The 20,580-nt window shown below is 41.8% G+C and carries 17 protein-coding genes; 11 read left to right on the top strand and 6 right to left on the bottom strand.

Going from position 1 to position 20,580, the window contains the following annotated elements; genetic code table 11:
* Nucleotides 1-467 precede the first annotated feature (467 nt).
* Nucleotides 468-1,391 carry a glutaminase B gene (glsB, locus tag H5186_RS17115; RefSeq protein ID WP_145235030.1) on the top strand — a complete coding sequence of 308 codons (924 nt, stop codon included), beginning with the start codon at nucleotides 468-470 and terminating at the stop codon, nucleotides 1,389-1,391.
* 20 nt (nucleotides 1,392-1,411) lie between these two features.
* Here glsB and H5186_RS17110 read toward each other — a convergent pair whose 3' ends face one another.
* Nucleotides 1,412-2,716 carry an inosine/guanosine kinase gene (locus H5186_RS17110; RefSeq protein WP_145235032.1) on the bottom strand — a complete coding sequence of 435 codons (1,305 nt, stop codon included), beginning with the start codon at nucleotides 2,714-2,716 and terminating at the stop codon, nucleotides 1,412-1,414.
* Between the two features lie 179 nt (nucleotides 2,717-2,895).
* Between H5186_RS17110 and tadA the strand changes: the two genes are divergently transcribed.
* A complete protein-coding gene (gene tadA, locus H5186_RS17105) occupies nucleotides 2,896-3,399 on the top strand; it encodes a tRNA adenosine(34) deaminase TadA (protein WP_145235034.1) in 504 nt (167 codons plus the stop codon).
* On the opposite strand, the gene H5186_RS17100 is transcribed toward tadA, so the two are convergent.
* Together H5186_RS17100 and mltF are read right to left on the bottom strand one after the other, a co-directional pair.
* Nucleotides 3,396-3,563 (bottom strand): hypothetical protein, encoded by a 168-nt coding sequence (locus H5186_RS17100; protein WP_169020230.1) that lies wholly within the window; start codon nucleotides 3,561-3,563, stop codon nucleotides 3,396-3,398. The two genes, tadA and H5186_RS17100, sit on opposite strands and share 4 nt — an antisense overlap.
* Before the next feature lie 134 nt (nucleotides 3,564-3,697).
* Nucleotides 3,698-5,218, bottom strand: coding sequence for a membrane-bound lytic murein transglycosylase MltF (gene mltF, locus H5186_RS17095; RefSeq protein ID WP_259398799.1), 1,521 nt, complete (start codon nucleotides 5,216-5,218; stop codon nucleotides 3,698-3,700).
* 253 nt (nucleotides 5,219-5,471) lie between these two features.
* Between mltF and purL the strand changes: the two genes are divergently transcribed.
* The 4 genes from purL to H5186_RS17075 all read left to right on the top strand — a co-directional run bounded on the left by purL (nucleotide 5,472) and on the right by H5186_RS17075 (nucleotide 12,448).
* Entirely contained in the window at nucleotides 5,472-9,356 is a 3,885-nt protein-coding gene (purL, locus tag H5186_RS17090; protein ID WP_182762666.1) for a phosphoribosylformylglycinamidine synthase, read from the top strand.
* Between the two features lie 109 nt (nucleotides 9,357-9,465).
* A complete protein-coding gene (locus H5186_RS17085) occupies nucleotides 9,466-11,928 on the top strand; it encodes a YdbH domain-containing protein (RefSeq protein ID WP_182794719.1) in 2,463 nt (820 codons plus the stop codon).
* A complete protein-coding gene (locus tag H5186_RS17080) occupies nucleotides 11,921-12,103 on the top strand; it encodes a YnbE family lipoprotein (protein WP_149981408.1) in 183 nt (60 codons plus the stop codon). Before H5186_RS17085 ends, H5186_RS17080 begins: the two co-directional genes overlap by 8 nt.
* A gap of 9 nt (nucleotides 12,104-12,112) precedes the next feature.
* Nucleotides 12,113-12,448, top strand: a complete 336-nt coding sequence (locus H5186_RS17075) for a YdbL family protein (RefSeq protein ID WP_149981407.1) — start codon at nucleotides 12,113-12,115, stop codon at nucleotides 12,446-12,448.
* A 27-nt stretch (nucleotides 12,449-12,475) separates the two neighbouring features.
* Here H5186_RS17075 and H5186_RS17070 read toward each other — a convergent pair whose 3' ends face one another.
* Both H5186_RS17070 and waaA read right to left on the bottom strand, forming a co-directional pair.
* The gene (locus tag H5186_RS17070) at nucleotides 12,476-13,039 is read right to left on the bottom strand and encodes a DUF1415 domain-containing protein (RefSeq protein ID WP_182718396.1); all 564 of its coding nucleotides are present in this window, start codon (nucleotides 13,037-13,039) and stop codon (nucleotides 12,476-12,478) included.
* Nucleotides 13,032-14,330, bottom strand: coding sequence for a lipid IV(A) 3-deoxy-D-manno-octulosonic acid transferase (gene waaA, locus H5186_RS17065; RefSeq protein WP_182794718.1), 1,299 nt, complete (start codon nucleotides 14,328-14,330; stop codon nucleotides 13,032-13,034). Before waaA ends, H5186_RS17070 begins: the two co-directional genes overlap by 8 nt.
* A 153-nt stretch (nucleotides 14,331-14,483) precedes the next feature.
* Between waaA and H5186_RS17060 the strand changes: the two genes are divergently transcribed.
* Genes H5186_RS17060 through hldE form a run of 3 tightly spaced genes read left to right on the top strand, consistent with a single transcriptional unit; the run spans nucleotide 14,484 to nucleotide 18,001 of the window.
* Complete coding sequence (locus H5186_RS17060; protein ID WP_182718394.1) at nucleotides 14,484-15,938, top strand: capsule assembly Wzi family protein; 1,455 nt, start codon at nucleotides 14,484-14,486, stop codon at nucleotides 15,936-15,938.
* Between the two features lie 33 nt (nucleotides 15,939-15,971).
* A complete protein-coding gene (locus tag H5186_RS17055; RefSeq protein WP_182718393.1) occupies nucleotides 15,972-16,562 on the top strand; it encodes an SIS domain-containing protein in 591 nt (196 codons plus the stop codon).
* Complete coding sequence (hldE, locus tag H5186_RS17050) at nucleotides 16,562-18,001, top strand: bifunctional D-glycero-beta-D-manno-heptose-7-phosphate kinase/D-glycero-beta-D-manno-heptose 1-phosphate adenylyltransferase HldE (RefSeq protein WP_149981403.1); 1,440 nt, start codon at nucleotides 16,562-16,564, stop codon at nucleotides 17,999-18,001. Before H5186_RS17055 ends, hldE begins: the two co-directional genes overlap by 1 nt.
* Before the next feature lie 3 nt (nucleotides 18,002-18,004).
* Here the strand turns inward: hldE and H5186_RS17045 are convergent, their stop codons facing one another.
* Nucleotides 18,005-18,727, bottom strand: coding sequence for a 3-deoxy-D-manno-octulosonic acid kinase (locus H5186_RS17045; protein ID WP_145235056.1), 723 nt, complete (start codon nucleotides 18,725-18,727; stop codon nucleotides 18,005-18,007).
* Between the two features lie 128 nt (nucleotides 18,728-18,855).
* Between H5186_RS17045 and H5186_RS17040 the strand changes: the two genes are divergently transcribed.
* Entirely contained in the window at nucleotides 18,856-19,914 is a 1,059-nt protein-coding gene (locus H5186_RS17040) for a glycosyltransferase family 9 protein (protein ID WP_182718392.1), read from the top strand.
* On the top strand, nucleotides 19,911-20,465 hold the full coding sequence (gene gmhB, locus H5186_RS17035) for a D-glycero-beta-D-manno-heptose 1,7-bisphosphate 7-phosphatase (RefSeq protein ID WP_182735366.1): 555 nt from the start codon (nucleotides 19,911-19,913) through the stop codon (nucleotides 20,463-20,465). Before H5186_RS17040 ends, gmhB begins: the two co-directional genes overlap by 4 nt.
* The last annotated feature ends 115 nt before the right edge of the window (nucleotides 20,466-20,580 follow it).

Genomic DNA, 20,580 nt, shown 5'->3' with positions numbered 1-20,580 from the left:
GAGAAAGCCCGACTAGAAATAGTCGGGCTTTTTTACGTCTGGAATAAAGAAGGTTCGAGGTGAAAGGTAATAGGTTAAAGGAAAAGAATAAGAGCCTAAAGCCTACTCTATACATTTGCTATGTGGCACTCTACCGCTGTGGGCACCACGACATCGCCAAGCTCCAAATTGAGAAAGCCCGACTAGCAATAGTCGGGCTTTTTTACGTCTGCAGGAAAGCTATTGGCTTCGAGCCGTCAGTGTTAACCTTTGACATGCGTGTACTGCCACTTTTTAATCTTAAAAAACTCGCGCTACCCATAAGAAAATGCAAGCTCGCACTCTTTGTAAGTAAAAGGCAAATCAGCATTATTCATAAGTGACTGTAAGCGTGTTTTATTAGGTATTATTTGAGTAATAAAGTCAGTCTGCTTTTCTTCTAATATGGTAGAATTTTATTTCTGTTTTCAATGCCAATGAGGGTTACCTTGCCTACCTCTGATTATCAACAAGTCTTAAATGAAATTACCGCTGAGGTGCAACCACTGTTATCACAAGGTAAAGTGGCGGATTATATTCCAGCATTGGCTGAGGTTGATGCTAACCAATTTTCTATTGCTATATATACGACTGATGGCCAGACATTTTGCGCAGGCGATTGCTCGCAACGCTTTACAATTCAATCTGTTTCTAAAGTAATGACGTTAACGTTAGCGCTGCAGCGCTATGGTAATGAATTATGGCAACGAGTCGGCAAAGAGCCGTCAGGTACTGCGTTTAACTCTTTGACTCAGCTTGAGTTTGAAAAGGGTATACCGCGTAACCCTTTCATAAATGCCGGTGCTATCGTTACCTGTGATGCGTTATATAGCCGCTTGTCTGCACCTATGCATTCAATGTTAGAAACATTTAGGTTATTGTCTGGAAATAAGGGCATAGTGATTGATAAGAAGGTCGCTAATTCTGAGTATGAATTTCGTCATCGTAATGCTGCAATGGGGCATTTAATGAAGTCCTTTGGTAACTTTAAAAACGAAGTTGATGATGTGTTATGGGCATATTTTAATTTTTGTGCAATAGAGCTCAATTGTGTCGAATTGGCTAAAGCATATAACTTTCTGGCCAATAAAGGGATAGATAACGTGTCTAATAGACGCGTACTTTCAAGTCTGCAAAACAAACAGCTCAACTCATTATTATTTACCAGCGGCCTCTATGATGCGGCGGGCGATTTTGGTTATAGGGTTGGTATGCCGGGTAAATCAGGAGTATCGGGCACTATATTAGCGGTGTTACCGAATAAGTTTACAGTGGCAGTATGGTCGCCTGGGTTAAATTCATTTGGCAACTCGGTGGCAGGAATAGCAGCCCTTGAGCTGCTATCTAAAAAACTTGATATCTCTATTTTTTAACTAATATGTATTGGGAGTTGTTACTGCTCCCAATAAACCTGTTCGAGGCAGTCTTCACGCTCAGGTAAACCACGAGATAAGCGCGGTGAATGCTGTACTAACACCTCAAAACTGGCACGGTTAGCATACTTACTAATTTGTGCTAATGATGAGTAGGTCATTGCCGGTTGCTGGTGTTTAGCTGAATTACCAACATTGAGCTTATGGTAAACATTTGCCGATAAGTCATGTAGTACCGCCGCTAATGCACAATCTCCTGCACCATTGGTGTTCTTAATAGAGTCTGGACCACCCATAAATGGCGCTGTATGGCTGTATGCACGAATTGGCTGCTGACAGTCAACTTTGCGCATAGCGCGCGAAAACTCATAACGATTGAAATCTGGTATTGCGCCAGGCAGCAATGGGTATTCTGTTTCTCGTTTAAATTGCTCATCGATGTAGCCTGCCATAAACAAGCCTTTTTCACCTGCGGTACAGATCACTAAATCTACCCAATCAAGTGCTTTATCAGCAGCAAGTAGAGGGTCTTCAAAGCCAGTTATTGCCAGCCCTTCTTCCTCATTCATTGCTAAAATATCAACATGTTTTTCAACAAAACTAGCCCACCAAGTAGGGTCTTGCTCGATTAAAAACTTAGTACCAAGAGTGAGTACGACAGGGATGCCAGCATCATTGGCATATTTGACAGCTTGCATTGTTGCTTCTGTCATCGTCTCAGAACCTTGCGTACGCATTAAGTAAGCACTGATCACTAATGCCGATGAGTTCTCTATTAACTCCTGATCGATTGATTCAGGTCGTAGGTGGTTCATCAGACCTGCGCTGATGGCAAAAGTACGTTCACCAGTATCGTCAATGAGTGTAAAGCAGCGACCGATAGGACCATCTACCGGTTGTAAATAGTCGAGATCGACACGACTTGAGGTGTTACATAAAAAGCGATAAGCGTAGCTACCAATTTTAATGTTTTCACTCATCACACCCAGTAGTACAGAGCGGTCATCCGCTAATACTGAGTAGTTGTGCATAGTGTTGCCGATAGTACCGCCTGCAAACTCATAATCGATCATATCGTTGAGTTTTAAGCGGTCATATAATGCATTGGTTATATCACTATCAATAACTTGCGACATACCTCGGCGCAGTTGAAATTCGTCAAGGAAAGCTTGATCGACTTTAGCTTCTATATCAACTACGATTTGATCTATCCCTGTGATGTAGCTGCGTTGCAATTTATCACTGGCGTTGAGTTGATTAGTAAGTGGATCTTTGGCTTCCACTGGAAAATAATGTTTATGCCTGCGGCGTCCAGGAAATTTCATTTGCTACCCGTGTGTTGTGAGCTAAATAAAAAAAGCGAGAGATTATATCGTAAATCGCACGGGGTGAGCCATGTTAAAGCTGTTTTAATTTGTTTTATTTTTATCACTAATCAGTATATTTAGCGTTTTAATGGCCTAAGTGAGTATAATTAAACAATAATTAGTTAAAGATTAAGTCAATGAGTGAACAATTGAACGATCAATATTGGATGGCGCAAGCTCTAGAGTATGCAAAAAAAGCGGAGCAGTTGAATGAAATTCCTGTCGGTGCTGTACTGGTCAAAGATAATCAGTTGATTGCAGCTGGCTACAATCGTTCGATTACCGATAACGATCCTTCTGCTCATGCAGAGATGATTGCGATACGCGAAGGTGGCAAGGTCGTTAATAATTACCGCTTGATTGATTGTACTTTATACGTCACGTTGGAGCCATGCTCTATGTGCGCCGGGTTGCTAGTACACAGTCGTATCAAACGTTTAGTGTTTGGTGCTGCGGATGAAAAAACAGGATCAGCAGGCTCTATTATGAATCTATTACAAGATCCTAGATTAAATCATCAGGTTGAAGTTGAGGCCGGAATACTAGGTGAGTTATGTGGGCAAACTATTTCTGATTTTTTTAAACGCCGCCGTCAAGAAATAAAAGCTGCAAAGAAAGCTTTGCGTGACCTGAAGGCTTAACCTGCAGGTGCTGCAATGCTTAACTCTGCCATTTGTTGCATTGCAAACATTCTGCGACGCCAAATTACTTTTCTATGTAAATTACGCAGCATTATTCTGCGACGGGTAGATGATGAATAAATAACATTTCGTTTGAACGAATGTGTACGCCGACGTTTCAGCATGGTTTCTCCTGAAAATGTGAGAGTGAGAAAAGATATAAGTTAATTATATACTTGATACTACACATTAGTGATCATTTGATGACAAGTAAATAGATATTTTAGTTTGCGCGTACCTATCGCATTTAAAGTTATTTTTATTGTTCGCCGTTATCTTTTTTTTGCGGTGCTTGCTCATCGATACTGTCATCTTTTGCTGGGGAGACCGTGGTTTGTATTGTGGCAGGCTTTGGATTTTTAATCTCAGCAGCTTGGGTAGTAGGTTGATCTATTTGTTCAGCATCATCGGGTTCAGTAGTCGGTGTGCTGATCGCGTCATTTTCATCTAACCAAACTAGTGCATCGTAGTAACGACGAATATTATCCACATACTTGACTGCAACGTCACCGCGCGAATAGCCATACTTGGTTTTACGGTAGTAACGTTTTTTGATTAATAGCGGTAAGCGTTTTTTCACATCAGCCCATTTATCAGGGCTAGCACCTTGCTGCTCGGTAATAATACGAGCATCGTTCACGTGACCCCAACCAATATTATAGGATGCTAAAGCTAGCCAAGTACGATCTGGCTGAGGAACGCGGTCGGGAATTCGTTTTTCTAGCTTCGTCAAATATTCTGCGCCGCCTTTGATATTTTGCTCAGGAGCAAGACGATTAGTTACGCCGACCTGCTTTGCAGTATCACGAGTGAGCATCATAATACCACGAACTCCTGTGGGGGATTTTGCTCGCGGATTCCACATTGATTCTTGATAACTTAAAGCTGCAAGTAATCGCCAATCTAGGCTGCCTGCATATTGCTCAAACCAAGGTTGATATTTTGGCAGTGTTTCTTTAATTGCTTCAATATAGGCAAGGGTATTAACGTAGTTAAATTGGCGGACATGGCCAAAATATTTTTCTTCAAGTACATAAAGCTGATTACTTTGTTTTACTTCACCAAAAAACGGCACCATTAACGCATATAACGAATCGTCGCCGTCTTTGCGCAGCAGCCAAGCAATGGGATCGTTACGAGTGACAGAAAAACCAATACTAAGATTAGGGTGATAGCGACGAAACAACGATAGGGTATGTGAGTCGGCAAGAGTGTAATCAATATCACCATCGATCACTGCTTGTAATAGCTCTTCTTCGTCGAGATCTTCTGTTTCGCGCCAATTTAAATTGGGGTGAGTTTGTTTAATTTGTTGCAGTGCCAATGAATGGCTACTTTTGGCAAGTACTGTCAGGTTATCGGTTAGATCATCAAAATCACGAGGTCTTACTCTACCTTGTTTATAAACCAGTTTTTGGCTAATTGTGCGATAGGTTGGGCCAAAACGGTAATCTTGGGCGCGTACTTTATTGTACGTTAAACCAGAGGCTATTAAGTCTAAATCGCCGCTATCTAAGCGTGAAAACATGTCGGATAAGTTAAAAAATGGCACCATCTCCAGTTCAACCCCAAGGTGATCTGCAAACTCTTGCGCTAACTCATATTCAAATCCTTGTTCACCTTGCACTGCTTGATAATAATTACTTGCTCCAGCTAACGTACCTACTCTGATTTTGTTTTGAGTTTTTATTTGGCTGAGTTGAGATTGCTGCTGTTGCATATCGCAGGCACACAAAAGCATTACTAACGTAATGATTGTTATTAGCTTTTGTTTAAACATACTGTGCCCCTTGAATGCTATTACACCCTTATATCAAAACTTTGCGATGACGTCACTTGGCGATTTGTCATAGATGACTTTACTGTGTTTTATATTTCATCTGCCACTAGGTATAATTAGCAATAAACGATGCTAACTTATAGCGCTCTTGCTGCAATTTTAATTCCCTGCTTAACCTGTATTTCCGAGTTACTTGAGTATATAATACCCGCCTAAAATATCGTTCAATCCCTAACCCCGGATGAAAATACCTATGTTGATCCTTCGTGGTGCACCAGCACTTTCCGATTTTAGAGTTCAGAAAATTTTAGCCCGTTGCCAACAGGCGCAACTTCCAGTCACTAATGTATACGCTGAGTATGCACACTTTGCAGATCTAACCGCACAGCTGTCAAGTGATGAGCAAACTAAGCTTGAGAAGTTACTTACCTATGGTCCAACGATTGCCGAACATACACCTGCAGGCACTTTGGTGTTAGTAACGCCTCGTCCTGGCACAATCTCGCCATGGGCTTCAAAAGCGACGGATATTGCACATAATTGTGGCTTAACTCAAGTACACCGTGTTGAGCGCGGCATCGCTTATTATGTTGAAGGTGACTTAAACGCTGAGCAATTAAATCAAGTTGCAGCCTTATTACATGACCGCATGACCGAAGCAACGCACAGCGCAATGGACAACGCTGCGACGTTATTCCGTACTGATGCACCGAGTCAAATGTCATCAGTTGACATTTTAGCCGGCGGCCGTGAAGCGCTAGCAACTGCAAACGTTGAGCAAGGTTTTGCCCTTGCTGATGACGAAATTGATTACTTGGTAGAAAACTTCCAAAAGTTAGGGCGTAACCCGAACGACATTGAATTATTTATGTTTGCCCAAGCAAACTCAGAGCATTGTCGTCATAAAATTTTTAATGCAGATTGGACCATCGATGGTGTAGTTCAGCCTAAATCGCTATTCAAAATGATTAAAAATACCTACGAGCTAAACCCTGAAAACGTATTATCTGCTTATAAAGATAACGCCGCAGTAATGAAAGGTTCGAAAGCGGGTCGTTTCTTCCCAAATGCTGAAGGTGAATATGCATATCATCAAGAGAACATTGAAATCTTGATGAAAGTTGAAACCCATAACCACCCAACTGCGATTGCACCTTTTTCTGGTGCTGCTACCGGTTCAGGTGGTGAAATTCGTGATGAAGGTGCAACAGGCCGTGGCTCTAAGCCAAAAGCAGGTTTAGTTGGCTTTACTGTATCAAACTTACGTATTCCTGGTTACGAGCAACCGTGGGAAACTGATTTTGGTAAGCCTGCTCGTATCGTTACAGCATTAGATATTATGACTGAGGGCCCATTGGGTGGCGCTGCGTTTAATAATGAGTTTGGTCGTCCAAACTTAGTCGGTTACTTCCGCACTTATGAAGAGCAAGTAACCAGTCATAATGGCCTTGAGGTGCGTGGTTACCACAAGCCAATTATGCTTGCCGGTGGTTTAGGTAATATTCGTACTGACCATGTACAAAAAGGTGAAATTCCTGTTGGCGCTAAGTTGATTGCGTTAGGTGGCCCAGCGATGAACATTGGTTTAGGTGGCGGTGCCGCTTCATCAATGGCGTCAGGCCAATCAAATGAAGATTTAGACTTTGCGTCAGTACAACGTGAAAACCCAGAAATGGAACGTCGTTGTCAAGAAGTCATCGATAAATGCTGGCAGTTAGGTGATGCTAACCCAATCGCGTTTATTCACGATGTGGGCGCGGGCGGTTTATCAAATGCATTCCCTGAGCTTGTTAATGACGGTGGTCGTGGGGGCAAATTCCAACTGCGCGATATTCCGAATGATGAGCCGGGCATGGCACCGCATGAGATCTGGTGTAACGAGTCTCAAGAGCGTTATGTACTTGCTGTCGCGGTTGAAGATTTTGACCGTTTTGAAGCCATTTGTAAGCGTGAACGTGCGCAATATGCAGTGATAGGTGAAGCGACTGAAGAGCGTCATTTAACCGTTGCAGATAGCCATTTTGGTAACAACCCCGTTGATTTACCACTGGATGTGTTATTAGGCAAAGCACCTAAAATGCACCGTGAAGCGCAATCTCAACAAGTTATTGGTAAAGCGCTGGATACTGCAAATATTGACGTAAGTGAAGCGGCAACACGTTTATTACGTTTACCTGCGATTGCTGAAAAGACGTTCTTGATCACCATTGGTGACCGCTCAGTAACAGGGCTAGTTGCTCGTGACCAAATGGTTGGTCCTTGGCAGGTGCCAGTTGCTAACTGTGCCGTAACTGCAGCAACGTATGACACTTACCATGGTGAGGCAATGTCTCTTGGTGAGCGAACACCTGCAGCATTGCTTAATTACGGTGCATCAGCACGTTTGGCCGTAGCTGAATCATTAACCAATATTGCTTGTGCTAACATTGGACCGCTTGAAAACATTAAGTTGTCTGCTAACTGGATGGCAGCAGCTGGTCACCCTGGCGAAGATGCGGGTCTTTACGAAGCAGTTAAAGCGGTGGGTGAAGAGCTTTGCCCTGCGCTTGGTTTAACCATCCCTGTGGGTAAAGACTCTATGTCGATGAAAACCCAGTGGGATGAGAATGGCGAGCAGAAGTCAGTAACCGCACCATTATCACTTATTATCACCGCGTTTGGTCGTGTTGACGATGTACGTAAAACGGTTACTCCGCAGCTACGTACAGATAAAGGTGAAACCTCACTTATCTTGGTTGACTTAGGTGCAGGTAAAAACCGACTAGGTGCTTCAAGTTTAGCGCAAGTTTATAAGCAATTAGGTGATGTAACGCCAGATGTAGATAGCCCTGAATTACTAAAAGGCTTTTACAATGCAATGCAAGCGTTAGTCGCTGATAATAAGTTACTTGCTTATCATGACCGTTCAGACGGTGGTTTATTTACCACAGTGGCTGAAATGGCATTTGCGGGTCATACTGGTGTGACTGTTAATTTAGATGGTTTAACAGGTTCTGACATTGAAGCACTTTATAATGAAGAGCTCGGTGCGGTAATCCAAGTTGCTAACAGTGATTTAGAGGTCGTGAATGCAGTATTTGCTGAGCATGGCATTGCTGCAATCAGCCATGAAATTGGCACACTTAACAGTGACGACAGTGTGGTATTTAACCGCGCTGGTAACCCTGTACTTAGTAATACGCGTACTGAATTACGTACTATTTGGGCAGAAACCACCTACCAAATGCAAGCACGTCGTGATAACCCTGATTGTGCTAAGCAAGAATTTGATGCAAAGTTTGATGTTAAAGACCCTGGTCTTAACGTTAAACTAAACTTCGATTTAAATGAAGATGTGGCAGCACCGTATATTGCGACAGGCGCTAAGCCTAAAATGGCTATCTTACGAGAGCAAGGTGTTAACTCGCATTTAGAAATGGCAGCTGCATTTAACCGTGCTGGTTTTGCGGCAGTTGATGTACACATGAGCGATATTCTTGAAGGGCGTTTAAGTCTGGAAGAGTTTAAAGGCTTAGTGGCATGTGGCGGCTTCTCTTACGGTGACGTGTTAGGTGCTGGTGAAGGTTGGGCTAAATCAATCTTATTTAATGATATGGCACGTGAGCAGTTCCAAAGCTTCTTTGAGCGCCAAGACTCATTTAGTTTAGGTGTGTGTAACGGTTGTCAGATGTTATCAACATTAAAAGAGTTGATCCCTGGCACTGAACATTGGCCACGCTTTGTGACAAATAAATCGGAACGTTTTGAAGCACGTTTTAGCTTAGTTGAAGTGCAAGAGAATCCTTCGGTATTCTTCAACGGTATGGCGGGCTCTCGTATGCCTATCGCTGTGTCTCACGGTGAAGGTCATGCTGAGTTTGCTAATGATGCAGCAGTGAAAGCAGCGCTTGAGTCAGGTACTGTAGCGGTTAAGTTTGTTGATAACTACGGTAACCCTACGACACAATATCCTGCTAACCCGAACGGCTCGCCAGAAGGTATCACAGGTATTACTTCAGCTGATGGCCGTGCTACAGTAATGATGCCACATCCTGAACGTGTATTCCGTGCGGTTGCTAACTCGTGGCACCCAGATGAGTGGCGCGAAGATAGCCCATGGATGCGTATGTTCCGCAATGCACGTAAAAATGTAGGTTAAACTATATTTATACACACTAGATTCATTATCTAGTACTAGAATAAAAGGCTGCACTATGCAGCCTTTTTTGTTTATGCTGGTCAAAGGTCAAAGGTATTTTAAGGATAATATGTTTAAGCGTGTAGGTTGGGGGTTATTAATTCTAGTGCTAAGTGTACTTTCACTTGGTTATATTTTTCGCATGCCGATCACCTTGCATTTTGTTGCTCCTTCACTGCATCAAGCTGGAGTTGAACTGCATTGTTTGGATTGGTCGTTAACAACCAATCTGGATCTCCATGTACAGCGAGCATGTATTGGCTATCAAGGGCAGTTGCTTGAATTAGCTGATATTACGGCCAATACTCAAAACATCACGGTTAACCGTGCAAATTTAATACTGGTAACTCCCGATTCTTCGACTCAGCCTAGTGTGGCTAAAAAGCTTGCTTTGGCGTTACCGCAAGCTCGCCCGTTGTTACACCTAAAACGTTTAGTGATCACTCAGTCTCAATTAAAAAAACCACTTATTATCAGCATAAATGAGCCGGTGTTAAATCAGTTTGTTGTTACTGGTGATGTGAAAGCTGAGGTTGACGTTAAAAATACCAAGTTGGCAGGAAATATTGAGCTTGATGAGCGACTACTTTCTACAGTTAAGGCCGCGACTGTAAACTCGATTGCAGGACTTAATTTAACTAGCCAACATAGATTCGCTTTTGATGGTATTGTACTCGATATAGATACTCAGCTAGGTGCTGATTTCACTTACGCCATTAATACCTGCTCGATGACAATTAAAAGTAGTGGCAAAGTCAGTAGTCACTATAACTTAAATTCAAAAACATTAACCCTAGATGCTCAGCAATTAGCAACAACACTCAATGGCAAAAATGAGTGTTTACAAAGTTTGGCTGGTGTTATCGATGATGATGCGCAGCAGCAATTTGTTACTCGGCAAATACCGTTAAATTGGCGATTAGTTTTACCTAGTAAGATCATTGTGCAAGACACTCAATTGACATTAGATCAGCTAACATTGCAGGCAGGATCACAACTGCTCATGAATGTTAAACAGTTAGCGGTTGATATAAAGAATCCTTTAGAAACCCTATTGGCACAATTCGCGTTGTCGTTTTCGAGTGATGATATTGCATTATTAGATATAGCCGCGAGTGTTGTTAGCAGTGATATTGATGGTAACTATCAGTTAAAAGTGGCTATGCTGCCTGATTTTATCGATGTTGATGCGCAGCATATTAGTGCACAAGGGCATTTTTCAATAAATAGCATATTGGCTGCACAGCCTGCTCTCGAATTGTCAGCACAATTAGCGCTGGGGCAATTAAAAGTGCATGATATTGGCATTGATAATTACCAAGCAACTTTTAAGGCGAAGCTACAAAGTAATCAATACTTAACCGCTAGCTTATCGAGTCAGATTGATAATGTTAATATGGGGAGTATTAAACTATCTCAGCTGACGAATCAGCTAACTGCTGCAGGAAGTTTGTCAGCAGGGGAATTGTTTTTTGATTTAACCAGTGAAACAAAGTTAGCCAAGCTACAAACGGAAGAGTTACGACTTAACGATATTCGTATAAGCTCAACAGGTTTACAAAGTCGTGCTCTGCAAGCATCTCATCATATATATGTAGAGGGGATAGAGCTTGTGGCAATGCATAATATAACAAGCACAGCTCATCCATTTGAGGTGATAATTTCAGAGCAGTTAGTTACTAAGCTTAACCCACTGCTTCATCAATTTGTGCCGCTTGCAACCTTAACAGATGGTAAAGTCAGTGGCCGTATTGCTGGTGATATTAATCTGCAACAGGCCGATCTCTCTTTACAGCTAGTCGGTGTAAGTGGTTTATACACAGATTACCTTGCTAAGCATTTTAATACTCAATTTACAGGTCGTTATGATTCAGGGCAGCTTAATGTTGTGCCTTCTACATTTGAACTAAATGAATTACGAGCTGGTGCTGTGGTGAAGCAGCTAACAGGGTTTTGGCAAGTACAGGCAAATGAACTTGCTGTTACGGAGCTTACAGGGAAGGTTATGGGAGGGCATTTTTTGCTGGATAAATATCGCCTTACAGAAGAGCCGCAACAAGCATTAGTTACATTTGACAATATAGATGCTAGCAAGGTCATTACCCTTGATGCTAAATCGGGTATTAGCTTAACTGGAAATGTAGCTGGACACTTGCCTGTTTATTTCACAAAAGCAGGTATTGAGGTTAAAGGTGGGCAGCTTGTTAATCAAGGTGCTGCTAAATTACTTATCACTGATAATGCAGCTTTTAATTCGGTAAAGGCTCAACAACAAGAGTTAGGGCCTATACTTGGCTTGCTTGAAAATTTAGATATTCAGAGTATTAAAAGTAGTGTTAACTTAAAACCTGACGGCTGGATGACCTTAGGCGTTAATTTGCAAGGGTATAATCAACAGCAAGCACAGCAAGTTAATTTTAACTATAATCATGAAGAGAACGTGTTCACACTATTACGAGCACTGCGCTTAAGTGATGAAATTACGCAAAAAGTTGAACAAGAGTATTCAACAAAAGGAAGTAATAATGACTAAATGGTTAGTAATATTAACCGCATTGGGATTACTCAGTGCATGTACGCATCGTGTTGAGGTGGCCGCTAAGGAACCTATTACAATTAACTTAAATGTTAAGGTCGATCATGAAATCCGCGTAAAAGTTGATAGAGAACTCGACAGTTTATTTAGTGATGACAGCGAATTATTTTAAGGAGCAAGTATGAATATAGTAAAAAATAAAAAACTAAGCATTGTCACTTTATTAAGTGCGGTGTGTTTGTCGTTTTCGGCTTGGGCCATTTCGTTAGATGATGCAAAAAATCAAGGGCTAGTGGGTGAGGACAGCTCGGGTTATTTAGGCCTTGTGGTGCAAAATGCAGAGGCAAAAGTGGTTGTCGATGAAATTAATGCTAAACGTAAAGCACAATATTTAAAGCTCGCTAAAAAGAACAACTTGTCGCTTTCTCAAGTAGAAGCGCTGGCAGCTGCTAAAACGATTGAAAAAACCCAATCGGGTCACTTTGTTGAAGTGAACGGAGAATGGGTTAAAAAGTAACATTCCTTTTTACTAAAAGCTGAGTGATTAAGCACTCGGCTTTTTACATCCAGCAAGTAATTGTTGCCAAAAGTCGATGCCTTTTCGGCGAGCTAAATTGATGTTGTGATCTGGAATTGATTCAGGTTCATTATAATCATCAAGTGCTGCACTCATGCTAGCCTCACGAATTAGATGTAAGGTAGGAAAAGGCGCGCGGTTAGTGTAATTTGCTGCATCATTGTCATCGCTATCAGCAAACACATAGTCAGGATGAAAGTTGGCTATTTGATATTTACCTTCAAAGCCTTGGGCAACTAATAGCGCATTGGCTAAATCCACTAAATCTAAAAATTCCTCAAAGTCAGTAAAGCCTTGTTCAAACATCAATAATGTAGTCTCTCGAGCCGGTTGTTGATCAAGTTCAATACATTGTTCGATCATCTCCATCACAGCATCATCAATGCTGGTTGCTTGGCTGGTTTGATAATGAATGCAATTATTTTCAACTTCTTTACGGGCAAAGGGGCAAAAGTTATATTTAACAATGACATTAGCTACCCATAAACGGGTTTGTTGTTCTGGTAAGGTTAGTTTTTTTTGTTCAGTCATTGTGTGGCTCTAAAAACTTGTTAATGATGGCGATCGTTTTCGCGATGGCGCCTTGGTTGTTAGCAACACATTGTGCTGCCTGTAGACCTAGCTGCTGGCAAAACGCTGGTTGTTGATGAAGCTCGTATAGTTGCTCCGCTAACATCTTTGTATCGCTTACTTGTATACACCCACCTGATGCAATCAGTTCAGGGTAAACATGGTTGAAATTATAGGTATGCGGGCCTGTTAAAACACCGACAGAAAATGCCGCTGACTCGAGAGGGTTATGCCCGCCATGTGCAATTAAACTGCCGCCAATATAATTGATGTTGGCCATACCATATAAACATTGCAATTCACCTAAAGTATCAGCAAGGAGTACTTGCTCGCTTTGATAGTTATTTTTACTGCGGCGGCTAAAGCTTAATGGTGAGTCTTCAAGCAATGTGGCGACCTTATCAAATTGTTCTGGGTGGCGCGGCGCAATAACTAGCAGTGCATCTGGAATCTGTTTTAGCAGCAGCTGCTGAGCAGCTAATATCAGCTCATGCTCACTAGGGTGCGTGGAACCGGCAACCCAGATAAAGCGCTGATTATTGTATTGGCTTTTTAGGGTATCGACTTTGTCTAACTGCTCACTAGTTGGCTTTATATCAAATTTAATTGAGCCAGTAATATGCACTTTTTGCTCATTGAGGCCAAGCTCAATAAAGCGTTTAGCGTCTTCATGATTATGACTAGCTAAAGCGGAAATTGATTGCATTATAACCTTAGTTAATGGCGCTACTTTTTGATAACCTTGTTGCGATTTTGCTGAAAGCCGCGCATTGAGTATCAGTACAGGAATATTCTGTTGTTTGCACTGCGCCATAAGATTAGGCCAAAGTTCGGTTTCTAAAATACATATTAACGTGGGTTTAACACGCTTTAAAAAGCGCGCTGTAGCACAAGGGTAATCAATAGGTAAATAGGCGCACTGTAACGAGTCTTTAAAATTATTATGTATTTGTTCACGGCCTGTGGGGGTGTTACAGGTTATCATAAATGAATAACTTGGCTGTTGGTATTGTAGCTCTTTAAGCAAAGGCGTTGCAGCAAGTACTTCACCAACTGAAGCGCAGTGGATCACTATTAGATTACCTTTTAATACTGTACTTTCTTGTGAGGTTTTTTTTACTGTAATGAAGCCAAACCGTTCAGCAAAGTGCGCGCGATAACCTGCGTTCTTTTTACCTCTAAGTATATATAAATAAAAGGTTATGAGAGGACTTAGCAAATAAAGAATCAGTGAATAAAAAAAGCGTGCCATTTTTCAGCCTCGAATTATAAACACTAATGATAACGCGGATACCCTTTAAGCAAAATGCGAAATTGTTAAAAAGCGTTAGAACAGAGAGTTTTGGGTGTTTAGTTGCAGCTAATTTGGTAATATTTAACTACCATTATGAAAAATACAGTCGTTATGAAATTCAAATTGATAAAAGCCGTGGTATTAACCAGTTTTATGAGTTGCGCATTGCCTTCACTTGCAACACCAACTGCTTACTTACCAATTGGCATGGATGCACAGCTTGATCATCAGCTCGATACGTTATTTGCCTTGACGTCAGGCACACCGATGACAAAGCCTTACCGCTTAACGGAAGTTGAAGCGGCGCTTGCTAAATTGCAAAATGTACAGCCAAGTTTAGTCGCGGCAATACGTGCTAAAATTAAGCCTTATCAAGGCAGCGATAATATTACTCGAGTAGGTGTTAAGCTGCGTGCTGATGGCAGCAATGCAACTAAACTTGCCAATCAACGTGGTGTGAGCTCTGATGAATGGGGGCAAGTGTTCTTTGAGGGTATTTGGCGTCCTAATGACTATACCTTGATGCAAGTGGGAGTCGATTATCGCGCGAAGCAAAATAAATTCGTTAATTATAACAGTTTTGTCAGCTTTGCCGGTGATGACCTGCAGTTAAATATTGGTTATAAAGAGCATTGGTTTTCGCCGTTTAAGCAGTCAGCTCAGATTATCTCTACTAATGCGCGTACCTCGCCATCTATTTCATTAGGGATGGTGGCACCAGCCCATAACTGGTGGAACTTTGATTTTGAGCTTTATTACTCCGAGCTTGAACATGTTGAAAAAGGCATTAGATATCAAGATGAATTGCACGATGGCACACCTCGCTTAGCTGGCACACATATTAGTTTAGAGCCTGTAGAGGGGTGGAAAATCGGCATGAATCGTATGATGCAATTTGGTGGTGGGCCACGTGATGTTGGTTTTAGCGATGTAGTTAAAGCATTCTTTGACCCTGCAGGTAATGATAATGGTGCAATAGCGGGGGGCCCTGATAATGAACTTGGCGACCAGTTTGCTTCAATAACGAGTGTTGTGAACTTTAATTGGGGTATGCCGGCAGAGCTTTATTTTGAGTATGGCGGCGAAGATACCAAAGAACACAAAAACTACCAATTCGGTAATATTGTTTATAATTATGGCGTGTTCTTACCTCAATTAACTAGCGATATCTCACTTCGCTACGAATATACTAATATGCACAGTCAATGGTATAGAAATTATATATATCCTACTTATGGTAACACTAAAGATGGTTTTGTTATTGGCCACTATGCCGCTGATCAACGTTATTTACATGATGCTGTTCCATCACGTATACATAGTTTAGAAGCCACCTATGCAGCAATATCGGATTCTTTTTGGCGTGCGAAATTCACTTTGCTCGATAATGAAAGTGGTCATGTTGATGAGTTTGGTGTAGTAAGTGAGCAATATGAACAAGGGATCGAGTTACAAATCAGTAATAACCGAAAGTGGCATGAATATAATATTGAAACAACTTTAACTTACGGCGAAGATGTCTTTGGTGATAACTATACGTGGTTGTCAGTGGCACTTTTTTGGTAGTAGCTAGTCAGACTAATTTTGAGAGGATTACCCATGTCTAATATTGATTCTGTAGCGAGCAGCTACCTTGAAAGTTTAACCCGTCACCAAGTATTGTTTGAAACGATGGAAACATACCACCCTCAAGTAATGCAATTGCTTGAAGTTTGCCACAGTACTTTGCAAGCTGGTGGAAAAGTAGTTTGGTTTGGTAATGGTGGCAGCGCAGCAGATGCTCAGCATTTAGCTGCAGAGTTTGTCGTACGCTACAAATTAGAACGTGGCCCATTAGCATCTATGGCGCTAACAACCGACACTTCCATCTTAACTGCGCATAGTAATGACTATCACTTTGACACAGTTTTTGAGCGTCAGGTTCTTGCGTTATGTAAGCCTGAGGATTTAGTGATTGGTTTAACTACCTCTGGTACTAGCGCTAATATTAATTTAGCGCTAGCTGCTGCAAATGAAATAGGTGCTTATACAGTTGCATTTACAGGCCGCGATGGCGGTAAAGTAAAAGATATCGCTAAATTATCCATTATTATTAAAGATGACGAAACCGCACGTATTCAAGAAGCGCATATGTTTATTGGTCATTGGTTATGTGAAGCCATTGATATGGTTGTAGCGGGGCAGAGGTAATGGATCTAGCGTTATTAAAAAACCTGTCTAACGCTAAAATATTAGTGGTTGGTGATGTGATGCTTGACCGTTATTGGCATGGTGATTCAGGGCGCATATCGCCAGAAGCACCTGTGCCAATAGTGAAAGTAAGTAAATTTGAAGATAAAGCCGGTGGCGCCGCAAACGTGGCAAAAAATATTGCCCGTTTAGATGGTAAAGTTGGCTTGTTGGGTTTAATTGGTGAAGATGAAAGCGGCCAAATCTTAGAGCGAATTCTTGCTGATGAACGTATAGATTCACAATTAGTCAGTGTTTGTGATTTGCCAACTATTTCAAAAATGCGTGTGATTAGCCGTCATCAACAAGTCGTTAGACTTGACTTAGAAGAGATGTTTACTGAGCAACACAGCCAACTACTTTTAAACCGTCTGGAATTAGTATTAGATGAGTACGACTTTGTTTTATTCTCAGATTATAATAAAGGCTCATTAAGCTTGATCCAGCAAATGATAAAACTTGCTAAAGGTGCTGGAAAAACAGTTCTAATTGATCCTAAATCCTCAGACTTAAACTTATATCGCGGTGCTGATTTTATTACTCCTAACTTGAATGAATTTAAGCTTGCCGGTGGTAAAACAGATTCGGAACAGCATTTAGCAGACAGTGCTCGAGCACTGATCAGCGATGCAGGGATCGCGGCCATGCTATTGACTCGCTCAGAGCAAGGTATGTCACTTATTAGTGCCGATGAAAAACACGATTTTGCAGCGCAACAGCTTGAAGTCAGTGATGTTACCGGTGCTGGTGATACTGTTATTGCAACTCTGGCGGTGATGTTAGGTGCAGGAATGCAGCCTAAAGATGCAGTGGAAATTGCTAACCTTGCGGCTGGAATTGCAGTGAGTAAATTAGGGGCAGCTACGGTATCGCCTGAAGAGTTAAGTCGTAAGTTAGGTCAATACTTACAAAAAACCGGTGAGCATTATCAAACCCCATTTGATGATGTGCTTCAGCATATTGAGTTTGCAAAGCAAAATGGTGAAACTATCGTGTTCACCAATGGTTGTTTTGACATTTTACATGCGGGGCATGTGCGTTACTTAGCACAAGCCAAAGCACGTGGAGATCGTCTAGTCGTCGGTTTAAATAATGATGAATCAATAACGCGTTTAAAAGGTCCAGAGCGCCCTATTAACCCGCTTGATGAGCGTGCTATGGTGCTGAGCGCTTTGGCATCAGTTGATTGGGTAATTCCATTTGGTGCAGTTGAAGAAAACGATACACCCGCTAAATTAATTGAGCTGATCAGTCCTGATATCTTAGTAAAGGGTGGAGATTACACTGTTGAACAAATTGCAGGCGCTGATCATGTACTTCGCCATGGCGGAAAAGTTGAAGTACTTGAGTTTTTAAATGGCTGCTCTACGTCAAAAGTGATCAGTAAAATAAAGGCTTAACGGCTATATTTTAAGAGTGGACTGGTATGCTGTGTGTAACTGCTGCCAGTCTGTAGTTTGCCAATGCATTACTTTATTTCGGCCTTGCTCTTTATGAAACGAACGAGCAAGGCGGGTCATATTAGCTTGTTGCCAATTACTGGCGGGGAGTTTTAGTTCACCGCGGTCAAAGTCAATAATGTATATCTCGCCCGTTTCATCAAATAGAATGTTGTTAATATTCAAATCAGCGTGATACACCCCATGATTATGAAAATCCGCAATCGTGTGTGCTACTTTAATTAACTCTTGTGCGCTAAAGGGACGTTGTTTTAATATATCAAGCACACTTTGTGCGCCTGCAACAGCTTGAGTAATTATATCGCCACGGTAAATTAAGCCAGCTTGCGATATTTTAGCTGCAATCGGCTTTGGTACATTTAGACCTAATTCGCACAGTTTCATCATTAATGAAAACTCTTGGTAAACACGGGTTTTTTCCAGTCCAAAAAACACATATTGATCACTTAGCACTTTACCCACTAAACCGCCACGCCAATAATGCCTGAGCACTGCTGTTAGCCCGTTATGGCAGAAAAACCATGCAGTTGCGCGACCTTTTTTGGCGCCGACAATTTTTCCTTGCTGCTGCCAATATTCATTATCAAACCAATTTAAGCTAATTTCGGCACTATGCTCAGGATGGCTTAAAATAATGTGTTCATTGATGGTTTGCTGGTTAAACATGGCGTACTTATTTTATTGCAGGTGATAGTGCTATCTTAACCTGTTTTAAAGCCGAGCATAAGTGCTTGCAATAGTGGGTGGTTAATTTAAGATCATGGTAATTATCCAGCATAAAGCAAAGGACACCTGTGACTGACTCAACCACCTATTCAGATATTTGTATTTTAAGACTCTCAGCAATTGGTGATGTTTGCCATGGCGTATCTGCAGTGCAGGCAATTCAAAAAGCGCACCCCAATGCAAAAGTTACCTGGGTGGTCGGCAAAATTGAAGCCATGTTACTAGCTGATTTACCCGGTGTTGAGCTGGTGGTGTTTGATAAAAAACAAGGCAAAGCAGCCTATCAGCAATTAAAACAACAATTTAAAGGGCGTAAGTTTGATGTGTTGCTGCATATGCAAGTGGCACTTCGAGCTAACTTAGTGGCGCGTTGTATTCCTGCAAAAGTTAAAATTGGTTTTGATTGGGCGCGCTCAAAAGAATTGCATAGCTTGTTTATTAACCAGCGCATTGCACCACAGCAGCAGGCTCATGTGTTAGAAGGCTTTAAAGGCTTTGCGCAGGCGATAGGTGTACCTGATTATCAACCAAACTGGCAAATGCCAGTCAGCGAACATGATCAAAGTAATGCTGATGAATTACTTGGTACGGAGCGATTAGAGGGGCGAATTTTTGTGATTTCTCCAGCTGCCAGTAAAAAAGAACGCAATTGGCTGGCTGAACGCTATGCTAAGCTTGCAGAACATGCCTACAAGCAAGGGTTTCATGTGGTGATCACGGGTGGCCCGACAGAGCTTGAAGTGACGCTCAGTGATGACATTATTGCAGCCACTACAACGCCAATCCTTAATTTAGTGGGTAAAACCAAACTCAAAGAGTTGCTTTGCGTACTTAAACGAGCTGCATTGGTATTAGCACCTGATACAGGCCCAGCTCATATGGCCGTCACCGTAGGCACTCCCGTTATTGGTTTATATGCCCACTCAAACCCGAAACGCACTGGACCCTATTTATATCAAAATTACGTGGTTGAGGTGTATCACCAAAACTTACTCAAGCAAACTGGTAAAACCGCTGAGCGATTACCTTGGGGTACGCGGGTTAAAGGCAGTGATCTAATGAGCCAAATAAGTGTTGATGAAGTAGCTTTGATGTTTGACCTTGTGGTTGAGAAAGAGCAATTATGAGCAATATCAATAAAGCCTTATTTTTAGACCGTGATGGCGTGGTTAATATCGATCATGGTTATGTTTATGAGTCGGATAAATTTGAATTTGTGCCAGGCGTATTTACTGCATGTAAGGCGTTTGCGGATGCAGGCTATAAACTGATCATAGTGACTAATCAATCTGGTATTGGCCGTGGTTACTATTCAGAGGCGGATTTTCACGCTTTAACACAGTGGATGATAGCCCAATTTGCTGCGCATCAAGTAAAGGTGACGGATGTTTACTTTTGCCCACACCACCCGAAAAAAGCATTACCCGAATACCTCAAAGAGTGTGATTGTCGTAAACCAGCTCCGGGCATGTTACTGCAAGGTATCGCTGATCATCATATCAATCCAGCTTGCAGCATTATGGTTGGAGACAAACTAAGCGACATGCAAGCGGCAAGTAAAGCGGTTATTGGCACTCGGGTGCTTGTACGATCCGGGCAGGAGTTTGATGCGGTAGCCATCGACTCGGCAGATCATGTTTGTGATTCGTTAGCAGACTTACCCTCAATATTGCTATAGCCCAATGTAAACTGGCAGCATAAGTTGTCAGTTCCTTATTTCTGCGATGAACTACAAACAGTGCATTTGTTTGACTAAACTTTTACAATAGCCACAAAGATGAGCCGTGTTAACT

Source organism: Pseudoalteromonas sp. SG41-2, from assembly GCF_014164535.1.
GTDB classification, from domain to species: domain Bacteria; phylum Pseudomonadota; class Gammaproteobacteria; order Enterobacterales; family Alteromonadaceae; genus Pseudoalteromonas; species Pseudoalteromonas rhizosphaerae.
Note: the sequence above shows the minus strand (reverse complement) of the source record. Positions and strands in the feature narration are given on the sequence as shown.

Excerpts from the sequence above, each read along its gene's own strand:
- waaA (WP_182794718.1), bottom strand. The coding sequence starts at position 14,330 with ATGGCACGCTTTTTTTATTCACTGATTCTTTATTTGCTAAGTCCTCTC.
- purL (WP_182762666.1), top strand. The coding sequence starts at position 5,472 with ATGTTGATCCTTCGTGGTGCACCAGCACTTTCCGATTTTAGAGTTCAG.
- H5186_RS17045 (WP_145235056.1), bottom strand. The coding sequence starts at position 18,727 with ATGTTTAACCAGCAAACCATCAATGAACACATTATTTTAAGCCATCCT.
- H5186_RS17055 (WP_182718393.1), top strand. The coding sequence starts at position 15,972 with ATGTCTAATATTGATTCTGTAGCGAGCAGCTACCTTGAAAGTTTAACC.
- H5186_RS17075 (WP_149981407.1), top strand. The coding sequence starts at position 12,113 with ATGAATATAGTAAAAAATAAAAAACTAAGCATTGTCACTTTATTAAGT.
- H5186_RS17110 (WP_145235032.1), bottom strand. The coding sequence starts at position 2,716 with ATGAAATTTCCTGGACGCCGCAGGCATAAACATTATTTTCCAGTGGAA.
- tadA (WP_145235034.1), top strand. The coding sequence starts at position 2,896 with ATGAGTGAACAATTGAACGATCAATATTGGATGGCGCAAGCTCTAGAG.
- H5186_RS17085 (WP_182794719.1), top strand. The coding sequence starts at position 9,466 with ATGTTTAAGCGTGTAGGTTGGGGGTTATTAATTCTAGTGCTAAGTGTA.
- hldE (WP_149981403.1), top strand. The coding sequence starts at position 16,562 with ATGGATCTAGCGTTATTAAAAAACCTGTCTAACGCTAAAATATTAGTG.
- H5186_RS17100 (WP_169020230.1), bottom strand. The coding sequence starts at position 3,563 with ATGCTGAAACGTCGGCGTACACATTCGTTCAAACGAAATGTTATTTAT.
- H5186_RS17080 (WP_149981408.1), top strand. The coding sequence starts at position 11,921 with ATGACTAAATGGTTAGTAATATTAACCGCATTGGGATTACTCAGTGCA.
- H5186_RS17060 (WP_182718394.1), top strand. The coding sequence starts at position 14,484 with ATGAAATTCAAATTGATAAAAGCCGTGGTATTAACCAGTTTTATGAGT.
- gmhB (WP_182735366.1), top strand. The coding sequence starts at position 19,911 with ATGAGCAATATCAATAAAGCCTTATTTTTAGACCGTGATGGCGTGGTT.
- mltF (WP_259398799.1), bottom strand. The coding sequence starts at position 5,218 with ATGTTTAAACAAAAGCTAATAACAATCATTACGTTAGTAATGCTTTTG.
- H5186_RS17070 (WP_182718396.1), bottom strand. The coding sequence starts at position 13,039 with ATGACTGAACAAAAAAAACTAACCTTACCAGAACAACAAACCCGTTTA.